This is a genomic window from Lysinibacillus sp. BS3, assembly GCF_039614735.1.
GTDB classification, from domain to species: domain Bacteria; phylum Bacillota; class Bacilli; order Bacillales_A; family Planococcaceae; genus Lysinibacillus; species Lysinibacillus capsici.
This window is the reverse complement of sequence record NZ_CP154860.1, coordinates 141,984-156,069: the sequence shown is the minus strand read 5'-3', so window position 1 is coordinate 156,069 and position 14,086 is coordinate 141,984. Positions and strand designations below refer to the sequence as shown.

Annotated in this window: 11 protein-coding genes; 8 read left to right on the top strand and 3 right to left on the bottom strand. The window is 34.9% G+C overall.

Going from position 1 to position 14,086, the window contains the following annotated elements; all coding sequences use genetic code 11:
- The first annotated feature begins 788 nt into the window (after positions 1–788).
- From AAJG31_RS00805 to AAJG31_RS00785, 5 genes are all read left to right on the top strand, one after another.
- A complete protein-coding gene (locus tag AAJG31_RS00805; protein ID WP_048392571.1) occupies positions 789–1,127 on the top strand; it encodes a hypothetical protein in 339 nt (112 codons plus the stop codon).
- Between the two features lie 285 nt (positions 1,128–1,412).
- The gene (locus tag AAJG31_RS00800) at positions 1,413–1,802 is read left to right on the top strand and encodes a hypothetical protein (protein ID WP_048392570.1); all 390 of its coding nucleotides are present in this window, start codon (positions 1,413–1,415) and stop codon (positions 1,800–1,802) included.
- Positions 1,803–2,089: 287 nt separating this feature from the next.
- Positions 2,090–3,214, top strand: coding sequence for a site-specific integrase (locus AAJG31_RS00795; RefSeq protein ID WP_259950421.1), 1,125 nt, complete (start codon positions 2,090–2,092; stop codon positions 3,212–3,214).
- Between the two features lie 14 nt (positions 3,215–3,228).
- Entirely contained in the window at positions 3,229–3,828 is a 600-nt protein-coding gene (locus tag AAJG31_RS00790) for a hypothetical protein (RefSeq protein ID WP_279495213.1), read from the top strand.
- Between the two features lie 826 nt (positions 3,829–4,654).
- Positions 4,655–4,837 (top strand): hypothetical protein, encoded by a 183-nt coding sequence (locus tag AAJG31_RS00785; protein WP_269898312.1) that lies wholly within the window; start codon positions 4,655–4,657, stop codon positions 4,835–4,837.
- Between the two features lie 125 nt (positions 4,838–4,962).
- Here the strand turns inward: AAJG31_RS00785 and AAJG31_RS00780 are convergent, their stop codons facing one another.
- Together AAJG31_RS00780 and AAJG31_RS00775 are read right to left on the bottom strand one after the other, a co-directional pair.
- On the bottom strand, positions 4,963–9,090 hold the full coding sequence (locus tag AAJG31_RS00780; RefSeq protein WP_279495214.1) for a chitobiase/beta-hexosaminidase C-terminal domain-containing protein: 4,128 nt from the start codon (positions 9,088–9,090) through the stop codon (positions 4,963–4,965).
- 749 nt (positions 9,091–9,839) lie between these two features.
- Positions 9,840–10,349 (bottom strand): ClbS/DfsB family four-helix bundle protein, encoded by a 510-nt coding sequence (locus AAJG31_RS00775; RefSeq protein WP_115673276.1) that lies wholly within the window; start codon positions 10,347–10,349, stop codon positions 9,840–9,842.
- 247 nt (positions 10,350–10,596) lie between these two features.
- On the opposite strand from AAJG31_RS00775, the gene AAJG31_RS00770 reads away from it, so the two are divergent.
- Positions 10,597–10,800, top strand: a complete 204-nt coding sequence (locus AAJG31_RS00770; RefSeq protein ID WP_048392560.1) for a hypothetical protein — start codon at positions 10,597–10,599, stop codon at positions 10,798–10,800.
- 174 nt (positions 10,801–10,974) lie between these two features.
- The gene (locus AAJG31_RS00765; RefSeq protein ID WP_048392558.1) at positions 10,975–11,436 is read left to right on the top strand and encodes a DinB family protein; all 462 of its coding nucleotides are present in this window, start codon (positions 10,975–10,977) and stop codon (positions 11,434–11,436) included.
- A 463-nt stretch (positions 11,437–11,899) separates the two neighbouring features.
- Here AAJG31_RS00765 and AAJG31_RS00760 read toward each other — a convergent pair whose 3' ends face one another.
- Positions 11,900–12,061, bottom strand: coding sequence for a hypothetical protein (locus tag AAJG31_RS00760; RefSeq protein ID WP_279495215.1), 162 nt, complete (start codon positions 12,059–12,061; stop codon positions 11,900–11,902).
- 398 nt (positions 12,062–12,459) lie between these two features.
- Between AAJG31_RS00760 and AAJG31_RS00755 the strand changes: the two genes are divergently transcribed.
- A complete protein-coding gene (locus AAJG31_RS00755) occupies positions 12,460–13,884 on the top strand; it encodes a VanZ family protein (protein WP_279495216.1) in 1,425 nt (474 codons plus the stop codon).
- Positions 13,885–14,086: the final 202 nt, after the last annotated feature.

Sequence of the window (14,086 nt, the reverse complement as noted above, 5' to 3'; positions counted from 1 at the left end):
CATCATTTGTTGTCGTACTGGATAATTTCATGAGCTTCCAATAGCGCGTATGCTATCCCATCAAGCAATCTCTGAAGTACTTCAACCTCTCAATCCCCATGCACTATCGAAATTTGCTTTTGCACCTTTTCCTTAATTCGATAATTTAATGAATATATACGACATTGTAATTCCTGTATACAACGGTTGTGCCCACATGCCTTTGGTAATGTTGATTCAATCACTCCAATTTAGCTATTGTTATCAGCTTTCGTTATTGGCTACCTTGCTTCCTCGATTGTTTCAGCCATCTTTAGTAACTGTAACTGTTGTTTGCCCTGTTACATAGTTTCGTCCTCCTAAGTTACGATATACTACGTTTACTAGATTGACTTTAAAGGCATCAACCAATTCGAGCTGTAGCGTCTGCAAACACTACGGCTTTTTTATGTATCTTTAATTGCAAATTAATAATTGAGTGTATCTCACACCCTTATTCGTTTGTGGTGCTAGTTGACCGTCACGGCCTCTCTCATGTTAGAGTCACTACCAATCCAGTGACACTAGTTCACTAGTTTCTTTCCTCAGATTGTTCAATAGCTCCACTATTCAATGTTCTACTAAGGTGCTATGTCATGAGATATAGGTTAACCTTCACTTACATACTTCGCATTACTTACTAAACCAATCCACACTTTTCTTAAATTTATAGATATGATTAATAAGACTAGAGAGTATACAGAATACTTCATACTATGAAAATATAATCTGCAGATTATACAAATTTTGTTTATTTGGAGGTGAAATAAATGAGTTTAACTACTGGCCCAATTGAAAATACAGGAAATCAACCAGCTAATGCAGCTAGTGTTCGTGTCAAAATTCTTAACCTTACGGGAGGTTTATTAACTGGCGTAGTAAGAGTTTTTCGACTAGATGGGTCAAGACAATTATTATCAACAACTCCTTTTGCCGCTATTGCGAATGGTTCTACCTTTGTAACGCCTGGTGTAGTTGGAGCTCAATATGAAGTTGAAATTATTCCAAATCAAAATGGTGGAATATATAGTGTTTATGGACGAACAGCTTCAGGTGTAATTATTGCTGCCCAACGGTTTGTGAACTCAGAATTAACACAGATTCTTTAGAATTTAATGTTAAGATTATAAAAGCCCTATACCAGTGTATAGGGCTTTCCATATTCATTCATTTACCTCCAGCTTATCACTCCTTACAGCACATTTTCTTTCTGACATGAACTTCAAATTGTCCAGCTAATCCCCATTCATATCCGAAATTGTAAATCTATCTCACCCTACTATTAGCTTCTAATGACTTCAGACCAGAAACTATTCTTCACTCCCCCTCCTTAATGTCCAAACAACTGTATTTGATATGAATAAGATATTTAGAGAATAGGAGGTGAATATAAAATGGCATCATTTGAAATAGGGGCGAGAGGTCTTTTCAATTTTCGAAACGAACGCTTTTTCGTATTAGTTGAAGATGAAATTACAATTCCAGAAAAAGGTGTGGAGATTGATCCAGTTAATATCTATGAGATTGACCAACAAACTTTCGATTTTATCAGAGATGAAGGAGATACACCTCTAGTTGTACCACGTTTTAATCTTCCTCCTGTACCACCTGGATTTGAATTAGAACGAAAATGTATTTTTACAGTCGATAATTCATACTTTGTGATCTATGAATTAGAAAATGGCACTGATAACTTTGTTATTTTAAGAATCAGTGCAGCTTTATTTAACTCATTGAGAAATTCTGGTGTTCGTGAATGTATTCCTCAAAATTTTATTAATTAATAAAAAAATTATTATATTTATAGTAATGTTCAGCAAGAATCCTCTTCCTTGCTGAACATTTTATTCATTAAATAGACTAAACTAATAAGAGGATAATATGTTCAATATATGAGCATATATCCTCTTTTTCAATACATATTAGATTTATTAACTCGATTTAAAAATATTAGTCTAATATGTATATAATATAAGTGAACATACATTTGTTTTTGTGGTTATTATATTCCATATCGAAATATAATCTGTTAGAAAATGAGCGTTACTATTACTTTTTAGGGGGAAGTGCTATGAGAGTTCAGGAGGTTATTTTAGAAAATAACATTAAGCGATATATATTACTCGACCAAGAAGGAATTCCCGTACTAGTAGCCATGAAATACATAAAGTATTTAGATAAGACGGGGAAAAGCTCTAATACGCAGAAATCGTATTGTTATTCCTTAAAGCATTTTTTTACCTATTTGAAAGAAGTGAACAAAGATTATAAACATATTCGATTAGAGGATTTGGTGGACTTTGTGGGGTGGTTAAGAAGTCCTTACGGAAATTCCAAAGTCGCTCCGATTAAACAAGAAATAGCAATACGAGCAGAAACAACTGTTAACCATACCATCACAGTTATAGCAAACTTTTATGACTATTTATTTCGAAATGAAGAAGTACAAAATGACATGATGGAAAAGTTAATGAAACAAGTGTTCACTGGAGGTAACACACGTTACAAAAGCTTCTTACACCATATTACTAAAGATAAGCCCTCCGCAAGAAACGTACTTAAATTAAATGAACCACGTAAAAAAGTAAATACACTAACGAAGGAACAAGTACAACAAGTATTGCAAGCAACTACGAATATCCGAGATAAGTTCCTGATTCAATTGTTATATGAAACGGGATTTCGTATTGGTGAAGCTATAGGTCTCTTTATGGAGGATTTTAAATTTGACTTTCAAAAAGGACATCGAATTCGCCTTGTTGAGCGAGGGGAATTGGAGAATGGCGCTAAGTTAAAAACCGGAGAAAGAGAGATATACGTGTCACAATCCTTAATGGATTTATACGATGATTATTTGTACGAAGTGTTGGATGAATTAGATTTAGATTCAAACTTTGTTTTTGTGAAAATACGAGGTGGAAATGTCGGGAAACCAATGGATTATTTGGATGTAGAATCTCTATTTAAGCGTTTAAAAAAGAAAACAGGAATAAAAAAGCTACACCCTCACCTATTTCGGCATACACACGCTACAATTTACTATCAGCAAACAAAGGATATCAAACAAGTGCAAGAACGATTAGGACACGCTCATATCCAAACAACAATGAACTTATATTTACATCCTTCTGACGAAGATATTCGAGAAGATTGGAATAAGGCACAATCTGCATTTAACCTAAAGAAAAATGACTAAAAGGAGTTACTTAGATGAAACAAATGAAGATTATTGGATCAGAAGAAATAGGATTTCATGAAGGCTTAGAAAGTGAACTTTCAACTTATTTTGATAAAGTAATACACGAGGATGGCTCGGTTTTGGTTGAACAAATAAGTAATCCCTATTTCCTCGTCAATGACAAATGGAAAATCAACGATATAGGTAAAATTAAACAATTTAAAGAAGAGGTAGAGAACTATAAGCATTCAAACCAAAATGTTCATTTTCGATTCAATAATCCTTTGGTTAACTTAGAAGTGAAATATGTCTATTACCAACATTTATTTAACGATTATTGGTCAATCACGTATGCCTTTGTAAATCAACCGCCATTAAGACGAGTGACGGAGTTCATAAACGAAAAGTACCCCAAACTATCATCAATGTTGGAATTGGATATTGAAAAAGCAGAACGAGAGTATATATTTTGGTTGAATGAAAAAGGAATCCAAACTCAACAAATAAGAAGAAGAAAGCTCCAGAAAGACGATATAGGTAAATCTCCCGTTGCACGTTTTCTGAGAACTATTTATACAGCCCTTTTGTTGAATAAAATGACTAACATTTATAAAGGTCTTTATTATTTTTGAAAAGACTTTATTAAAGTACATTAAGATTCGATATTTTAAATAGATAAAGACCAAACATATTAGTCATATAAAATATGTTTGGTCCATTAATTTATTTAATTTTTTTCGATTTTAGTCTTGATAATACTCAAAGTGTACAGTAAAGTTTCTTTGTTTTTATGACACTCACCAATAAACATAGAATAGGTTAACTAAAAATACATTTTGTGTTAACCTATATACATACCATTATTTGGAGGTGTGTGTGTTGACTGACAAAAATAAAATATTACTTAGTTCGGTTGGCAGTTTGGCTTTATTTACTTTAGGAGGATACAGGATATTCACTAACAACTTAGAAGTTATGTCCATACTAGTAGCCTATATTTTCTTTATTTGTGGAGTTATAGGCTTTGTTTTTAATGTAGTAAGGTTGTCAAAAACTCCACGTACTTAGCATTGCTTCGTTGCAATGCTTTTTTCGTTTCCCATAGTCATTCATTCTTTCATCTGCACAAAATATTGATTTGGTCGAGTTTTGATCTAAGGAAATTGGAACGTTGAAAAAAAGAGGGATCCTTTTCTTGATGGTTAAGATAAATAGTGATTTTTCTAATATATTCACTACCATCTAAACTTCTATAAATCCTTTTAAGTGGGGTATACTTATAAATAGTTTTATGCATTAAGCATGAGTAGTTACTCTTATAGATACAATGCGTCCCTCATTTACCTCCAACTGAAATAATTGTATTGAAAGAAAGGTTGGATGCTAATCTTTGATAAAAAGAAACTGCTTTGGGAGTGGAGTAAAAATTAGTGCTTATTTAAATAAGGGGATGATAGATTGAAATATATTTCTGCTTTGATTGGATTTATTTTTATTTCCTTTGGCAGTTTACTAATGAATATCACTGAAAATGGAGAGACATTTACAAATGTAACATTAAGGATTTCAGGGTTCTTTGCTTTAATTATCGGTTTAAAATTTATTTTTCCTAATATGGGCTTTATAAAAAGTAAAAAATAACCAAGTAATCATATGGACACTTGGTTATTTTTTGATTAATGAACAACTTTTCAGTGTTATAGGTTAATTAGCAAACAACCCAGCACCAAATCAATATAGACTAGTGCTGGATTGTTTTTTAGATACTACTTAAATTCAATTTCCTCTGCCGAAGCCCCTTTAGTATACGTAATGGTCGCTCCATCAGGTAAATTTCGTATTTCTTTTACATTTTTTCCTTCGATAATAATTTCACCAATTTTCGTACCTTTAAAGTCAATAATCGCATTTCCTTTTTTTGGACTAATCGTTACTGTTTTATCCGCAAATCCTTCCCCATGGAATTCAGCATATTCACTAAATACCGCAATTCCATTTTTAATATTCGTATTTTTCCCTAACGATAGCGAAATGCTTGGGCGATTCATGATCAGTTTACCTGTTTTGTAGTTATCAAAATTGTATACATTTTCAGGTGTTATTGGTGTTGGTATTTCCTCATTGTCTGCTTTCAAATCAATTTGAACTAATACTGGGTCATGATCTGATGCACGGCCTTGTGCTTCTGTAAAGTTCGCATTTATATGAATCAAGTCAATTTCTGTAACGTCAGCAAGCTTATTCGAAACTAAAATATGATCCAACACTTGATTGTTTCCTTGGAAGAAGTACGTAAAACGATCTTGCTCCGGGGCTTTATCTATCATATTCGTTAAAACATCACCCTTTAACGTTTGAAGAGCTGGTGTGAATTCAAAGTCATTCATGTCCCCTGCTACAATGATATTTAAATCTGGATTAATGGCAAGTCCTTCATCGATAAAATCATTGATGGCTTGAGCAAGCTGAATACGTTTCTTTACTGATTCTAGCACTGGTGGCTGAGTTGGTCCCCAAAGTGAACCATCTCCACCTTTAGAGTTTAGGTGAGCTCCGATAATCACTACACGTTCTTTCTGGAATTCAAATTCGGCTGCAATTGGTTTTCGTGTATCTACAAATTTTGATGGATCAACAAAGCCAGGATTTAAAGCGAGACTTCCATCTGCTGTCCACGTATTGGTTTGGTCACCCATCCCTTTTATACCTGACACTAATGAAACACGTTCTGGATTATATAGGTAACCTACACGAATATTACCGCCAGGTGCACCACCTACTGTATTGTTAATTGGCATGACATCAATCCAATCATACGCAGGACCACCCGCAGCTTTAATTGCATGAATTAATCGCATATAGCTTTCCGATGCATCCGCATTTCCTGAATCAGTTTGTCCATCATTATCTTGAACTTCGACTAATGTAATAATATCTGGTGATTTCATATTATTCACAAATGTCCCTGCAATTCTGGCTACTTTTTCGTTTGTTGTATTGGCAGGATTATTTGAAAAGTTTTCGATATTATAGGAAGCGATATTTAACTTGTCCGCTACTGGTTCAAGATGCGTCACTTCTTGCTGAAGATTCGCTTTTGTCACTTCTGGGAAGACTTTATTTGTGTTCAGTCGATAGCCATCTGTAAAATTCTCTACAAATCCGATAAGGGCATCATTAAAACGATCACCTGAATCATAATTTTTACCAGCTACCCCTTCAAGCATAATTTTTTCTGGGTTATAATCATCGGCCGCTATATTTAAACCACCATTCACATTGAATGTATTATTAGTTGTGCTCGGTACAACAATTGGAGAATCATTATTATAAATCGGTCCTATTACTCTCGCATCCGGGAATGATACCAGCATATACTCGATAGATTCCCAAAAATCGATGCCATCTTCTTGTGGGTCAAAAATTGCAAAACTATCATTATCGATAATTTTATTTGGTGGCAACAGATCCTCCCCTATCACAAGGGCTTCTGGAGTTCCTGCTATACCTGTTTTTGTAATATTTGTTGCTGCAATTTGTGTATCTGTCAATCGAGAGTTGCCACCCGCCTCAACTACATTTCCTGAAACGTTAATAACGTCCCCTACTGCTACATTATGTCCTGTCTTATTTACTTTGATAGCAGTTGATTTTACGCCATCAAATGACGACTCGTTTTCTTGCATAATAAAGCTAGTTGAATTTAAAACGAATGTTACAATTCCCGCCACATCATTTACTGTTAAATCGACATATGGTGATTTATGGCTTGCCCCTTGAATATCGCTAATCTTGGCATTTTTAGTATCAATAATTTCATAAACAAATGTAGCAATTGCACTGTTCGTTAATCCTTCTTTCACTGCAATCGCTTTAAGCGTCATTGGTTTATTAACAAGGATTTCCTCTGTATACTTTGCACTAGCTGTTGTTGGCGTTGAGCCATCCACTGTGTAATAAATCGTTGCTCCTTCCGTCATTGTAGAAAGGGAGACTTTCGTGCCAGCTGTTACGCCCCCGACGTGAGAAGCTTTGATATCCTGCACCTTTGTTACATCTTCAATAACGCGAAGAGGGAGCAATTGATGGTTTGTATATTGACCAACAATCCCTGTAATTTCCCCATAAGTTTTTCCACTCACTAAACCAGAATCTCTTGTTTTATCGTAAATAGCAAATGGGCCTACTTCGTCAGTACCTGTAAAGTTTTGACCCGAACCAGTAATAGTAACATTTTTAATTGTAACTAGTTTCGATTCATTGTCTTCCGCAACCTCATTACTTTTAATAAGATGTGGCTCTGGTATTGTCGAAGGAACAGGCATACCAACAAGTGAAATATTCGTTAATTGCTTTAGACCGCTATATTCATCTACTCGTCCTTGCACCGTCACTCGATCACCGACATTTGCGGCAAGACTATCCACAGGATAAATGGCTATCGCCGCCCCATCTTCATCTTGAATGTGCGCTGTAGCCGTTTCTAATTTTGCTGTCACGATCCCTGATACGATAACAGTTTGCCCGATTTCTTTATTACGAGCTTCCGTAATAGATATAACAGTTGGCTCTTCTTTAACCGTATAATCAAAGGATGCAATGTCACTATCGTCTAGGCCTGTTGCAGTAGCAAATGCTTTTATAGTCATGGCTTCATTTATAACAATCCCCGCTGCTGCATCATAAACCTCACTAGCTACTGACGGTTCAGAACCATCGATTGTGTAATAGATGGTTGCATTTGGGGTATTTGTAGATAATGTTACTTTCGTTCCTGCATAAACTTCGCCTGTTGCTGGTAAAGCCTTAATATTCTCTACTTGTGTTGGCTCATAGTTTGATACTAATTGGAAGCTTTCCGCGCTTAACGTTTTTAATTGATAGGTCCCGTTAAAAATTGACGCAATCCCTGTCACTGTGATGACATCATTGTTATTGAAACCATCTGCTTCAAACTGAGAGAACTGATAGCCTGTACGGTTATCATGGCGAATTAACAGCTCGTTATTTGCTGCATCGACTGCTTTAAATTCAAATGTACCATACGTACCAGATGGCGCTAAATCTTTAATCTTCACATTTTCAAGTGTGATTAATCTTCCTTGTGTGCTATCATCCGCAATCGGTAAATTTACTGTCTGCGGTGTAGGTGCCGTCCCTGTAGAAATCCGTTCAATTGTCGGTGAATTAAATTGAACTTCTCCACTATATAAACTAGTTTTCCCTGTGATGCCGACAATATCTCCAACAGCTAAGCTCCCTGCTTCTGCAGAACTAGAGAAGACATATACCCCTGCTGTCTCATCCTGTACATAGAAGGCCTTGCCTCCCCAGCTACCAGGTAATGTCGTAACCGTCCCTTGAATTTGAACTGTGCGGTCTGTTCCAACAGCTGCACGAGCTTCGGCAATTGTTGCTGTCTCGGGAGGATTTGGTTCAGTAGTATCGTCCCCAACAAACTCCATTGAAGTTGGTGATTTTAGCCCTGCATGGTTGCCAAAATATTTTTCCAGTGAACCTGTTATTCTAACTTTTTTCCCAAGATTACTTGGGTTAGTAAATAATCCAAAATTGGCTCTATAGGAGCTTGGTAATTGAATATACAGCATTTTCGTGACATCTGTTTCATCTGGTGTATCAGCAATCGCAATATTTGTGTCACTATCTGCTATCACAGAATAAGAAGTTTCACTTTTGGCGAACCCTACTATATATCCCTCTACAGTAACATTACTCTTTACTGCGGTTGGATCAAATTGATTGACCGCTTCCCCCACTCCAATTGCTTCTGTCGTTTCGGCCTTTACAACTGTGAAGTAAGGTGAAATCATAGAGATTACAAGTAAAAATGATAACGCTATTTTGGTAACGACATTACATTCATATTTCTTCATTCGCTTAGCTCCTTATGATTTTAGTCTAAAATAATCTTTTCCTTAGGTTTTACATGGAAGTTATTATTCAATTACTGTGTTCCCTACAACGGTTAACCCATCTAAAGAGAGGGTTACATTCGGTGCATAAATGATTAAATCTCCCGAAATAGTACCTGTACTACCAGTGCAATCGGTGTTACTACAACCGCTGAAGCTGTTAATGCGTTCAAATACTTGGATTTCCCCACCTACTCATACTTTGCGTAATCCCTCCCTATTCCTGTTTAGTAAAGATAAGTTTTAAATCCTCTTAACAAAATTATCGGTAATTATCAAACAATACCAAAATATTGTTTAACATAATAATTTTAACAGAAAAATAATAAATACTTTGTTATTTAATATGAATATTCTAAATTCTATGTAAAATAGTACATATTTATCTTTTACAATAGTCATTCGAATAGTAGTTTTATATTATGTAATTACATTTTCGTATGAGCTAATGTACCAGCTCAGTTCCGGCGGCATAAAAAAACTTCACTACTTTTGTAGAGAAGGACTGACATGACACCATAATAGCAGCTCGCTGAAAGATTGTTGCTTGATTGATTCCCTTCCACCTCCTTCATATGAAGCATCGAGATACAGTAAAACGTACCATAACCCATCGCACTTGTTGTCATAGTGGATAATAAAAAGCCCTCCATTTGTGGAAGGCTAAAGTCAATTCGTTTGGTTTGTTATAGTAAGGAACATCTAATCTTTTAAAGGTTCATCTTCTTCCATTTTCGAATTTTGGTTCTGAAATTTGTAAATGGAGCAACTGAGTTAATATGAACCCACTTCCAAACGGGCCAATTAGCTTGTGTTTTTGCCCATCGTCTTTGATCAACTTCAAATAATTCCTTTTCTGAAAGGGTATTTAACCACTCACATAAATGATTGACAGCTTCATTAAGCATTGCTTGTTGTTCCTTCAAAGAGTACTCTCCGTATTGTTTATAAAAAGAGTTATACAATCCACTTAGATTATTCCATTTATAGCCTTCTGCAGGTGTATGTACTTCTTCGCACTTTTGTTCTTTTTGCTCCCAGTGAAGCAAAAGATTTATCCAACCAAGTTGATAAGAAAGATTTTCAGATGGCGTTTTATCAACTTCTTTAATCCGTTTGTTTTTCAAGATTTCTGGTATATCATGAAATTCGGCAATATATTTTTTATACTTTTCGTTAATCGTACTAATCAATTCTTCTTTGTTGGCATACTGTCTCACTCTATTTCCGTCCCTTCCACCTATTTCTTAAGTTCAGTCTAACATAACGCGAATACGCTAATTTTGAAATTTTTTTTAAAAAAGTTGTTATATGGTAAGTGTTACCTTCTATTTTTTCGGTGGATGTATAAGTAACCAAAATTTACACACACTAACCTTGAGTGTATTACCCATAACGAGTGAAACAGAGGGTTTTATTACGTTCTTCTTTTCTTATGTGTGATGATTAATAATAGAGGTGCTTGAAGTGACTACATTCGGAAAATGCTTATATATCGCATTCTTCATCATTATTTTTTTATTTACAACCATTTGGAATTATATTAAAAATGGTCATTGGGCTTTGCTAGAAAATTTATTCTTTGCCTTTTGGGTGGCCAGTTTCTTATTCATGGCATTACTACTTAGAAGTAAAAAAGAAGAATCGGAAAAAGCTGAAAATAGAAGCTGATTTGCCTGATTTAACTAGTGTTAAAATCCGCATCTATATTTGCTGTAGCTCTAATAAGCTGCAGCTTTTTTATTGTTGCATTCATAAAAGCTAGTCAGAACTACTATTTTATCGGTATATTAAAACTTAAAATGTTATACTATTCAATAAATTACTTTGAAGAAAGGAACGTGAATGATGGAGGCTAAGACCATTTTGTTAGATCAACTTTTAGCTAATGCAAATGACCCAAGTTGGTATATCTCATTTTCTGAAGTCGTAGAAGGGTTATCTGAAGCAGAAGCCTTTTGGAAACCCGATTCTTCTAGCCATAGTATGGCTGAAATTGTCCAGCATCTAATCTACTGGAATGAAATTTGGCAAATACGGTATCGAGAAAATCAAGTGAAGGCTCCTTCGCAAACAAATAATGCGAATACGTTTCTAGTTAAAGAGGAGGTAACTTTCTATGAATTAAAAGAAAAGTTATTACATATCCTACTTACGTGGCAAGAATTAATTGAGGAAGAGCAACTTTTATCTATCGTAAATGGGTTCCCTGTGAAAGCGCAATGGTGGGCCATCATATCTAATGCCGCTACCCATAATGCCTATCATATTGGACAGCTCGCCTATTTACGTAAAATGGAAAAATAGACATTTATATGCTATACTCTTAAAATAGGACTACTGTTAATAGTCCTATTTTTATTTGTTGCCGCTTATTTAACTCAAATAACACCAAAGGGAGATGCATGTGAGCCTAGAAGAAATTACACAGATCTATTCATTTTTCTTAACAACGCCACTTATAGTAAGGCTAGTTGTATTTAATTTTATTTTTAAAGCCTACAAACATACTATGGTTATTTTATTGGATGCGATTGTTTTAGTATCAACCACTATTTGGTTAATATTGATTAGAGAGGTCATTTTCCCTCTGCCTTCGTTAATTTTAAATGTATTTAGTGTACTCTACATCCTATTGATTATTGACATTTCTCTCAATTATTATCGCTTAAAAAGGCAGAGTTCCTTGCAGTGAAAAGCCCAATTTATACATATAAACAAGCTCCAAATAAAAGAAAAAAGCATCTTTTTTCAAGATGCTTTGCTCTTACTATTGGGGCAATTCTTCTGGTGTTTTCTCAAATTCAAGTATATGTCCATCAATTTTTGCTCTTTCTAGTTCCTCAATAAATTCTTCCTTACGTTCATCAAGTCTGGAGTCAAGTGTGTTTTGATAACCCGGAAATAGATTGTAATCTACTGGTTTCCCCATAAGTTCACCTCTTATTCTCAGCTTTTTTATTTATTATAGGGTATATTGATATTTTCTGACAATTGTTTATGTCAATTTTGATTACAAGGACTGACAAGACAATACAACGGAAGTCTTATAAAAAATGCCTACCTATACTTTATTGCCCATAAAATTATGCTGATAAATCGAAACAGCAAGGTTTATCTTTGCCTCTAAACGTGCAATTTTCACAAACTTTGTTGATAATCCCTAGACTGTTCCTCCCCTTTTTCACGGAAAATAAAAGCATTTTCCCTCAATTAGGTATGCTACAAAATCTTAAGAAATCTTCATAATTTTTCTCAATAATTATTAATAATTACCATTTACAATAAGAAAAGTCGACAATAGATTAACATAGTTAGGAGCATCTTGTCTTGGGCGTTACAGATATTATGAATAACATTCGAATTTTAATGTTGCCAGTCATCCTTATAGTTGGTGCTGAGTTCTTACTTATTGGACTTTATTATTTCCTCTATCATAAAAAACATCAGTCAAATCGAAAAAAAATAAACTTTAAGCAACTGATACTTGTAGCACTCTTTATCGGCTATATTGTATTTGTGTGTGAACTAACGATTTTTGGGCGTGGTTCTTCCCATTTCATGCAAATGAATCTACAACCATTTAGTGGCTATATAGATGCATGGAAGAAATACTCGTTACGTGATCTTCAAAATTGTATTTTTAACATTTTAATGTTTGTGCCACTAGGCATTTTCTTACCTTTACTTTTCTCTAAATTTAAATTGTTTAAATGGCTTCTTCCTGTAGTGGTGATGGCAACCTTATCCATTGAAACGTATCAAACACTTACAGGAGCAGGGATTTTCGAGCTTGATGACTTAATCAACAACTCGCTTGGTGGGATTATTGGATACCAGTTCTATAGACTAGGATCTTCCATTGTTCAGCATAAAAAAATAAAAATGAAAAGTTTGATCGGTAACCTAGCCATTCCTCTCATGATGGGTTTGATTTTTATTGGCATGATGATTGTCTACGCTCAACAGGAATTTGGTCATTTAGCAATTAATGCCTACACAAAATCAAATATGTCGGATGTTGATGTAACAACCTCATTAGATTTACATACAGCATCTACCGTTGCCCCCGTGTATAAAAAAATAATTCATACAGATGAAGTTGAGACTTTGTTGCAAAAGAAATTTGATTTATCAGAGTTAAGTCGGCAGGATATTAGTGGTGATCGTGAGCTCTTATTGAAAGATAAAGCCGAGAACTCGTATACGCTATTTATTAATTCAGAGGGAAATTGGTCGCTAACAGACGATCTTTATACGCCCGTGCAACCTTCCTTAGCTGTGCAAGAGACACTTGTGAAGAAGGCAAAGAGTATGATGGATAAGCTTTCTCTCCTTCCTAAAGATGGGGAGTTTACAGCTTTGGATAATGGCGTATTTGAATGGACGCTTCCTGACCAAGCTGAATTGAACCAAGATTATTGGCTTGGTGAGGTAGAGCTCGGTTTGAAACCAGATGGTAGTTTGTATTCATTATCGTATAATATTCATGAGCATCAATTGATCCGTGAAGTAAATATTTTGTCACCTGCAGAGGTGTATGAGCGAATTAAAAAGGGCGAATTTCCACAGATAAAATATAATGCACTCGTAACAGAAGAAGAACTGTTGATAAAAAAAGGCGATCAGCTTACTGTCGATTTAATAGAGCTCTCGTATATGTATGATACAAAAGATTTCTATCAACCCATATACAGAGTTTCTGGTACATTAAATGGAAAAAGTTGGTTCACCTTGATTCAGGCGAGAAAGTAGCTTTTTTGATACCGCTAACTAAGGAAAGCCCAGACTTGATACTGGGCTTTCTTTTTATATGAGTTGAAATAACATCTCAAACTTTGGAATACTTCTAACAAAATGGAGACCATCAACAAATAACTACTTAAAAATACTAGTGTTTTTAGATTTTATCTAATCTGTAGCCTAGGTGTCCGTTCAATTAAAGATAAGAGAGTTG

Bases quoted from the DNA above. Each gene is read 5' to 3' on its own strand.
- AAJG31_RS00805 (WP_048392571.1), top strand. From the start codon at position 789: ATGAGTTTAACTACTGGCCCAATTGAAAATACAGGAAATCAACCAGCT.
- AAJG31_RS00800 (WP_048392570.1), top strand. From the start codon at position 1,413: ATGGCATCATTTGAAATAGGGGCGAGAGGTCTTTTCAATTTTCGAAAC.
- AAJG31_RS00795 (WP_259950421.1), top strand. From the start codon at position 2,090: ATGAGAGTTCAGGAGGTTATTTTAGAAAATAACATTAAGCGATATATA.
- AAJG31_RS00790 (WP_279495213.1), top strand. From the start codon at position 3,229: ATGAAACAAATGAAGATTATTGGATCAGAAGAAATAGGATTTCATGAA.
- AAJG31_RS00780 (WP_279495214.1), bottom strand. From the start codon at position 9,090: ATGAAGAAATATGAATGTAATGTCGTTACCAAAATAGCGTTATCATTT.
- AAJG31_RS00765 (WP_048392558.1), top strand. From the start codon at position 10,975: ATGATGGAGGCTAAGACCATTTTGTTAGATCAACTTTTAGCTAATGCA.
- AAJG31_RS00760 (WP_279495215.1), bottom strand. From the start codon at position 12,061: ATGGGGAAACCAGTAGATTACAATCTATTTCCGGGTTATCAAAACACA.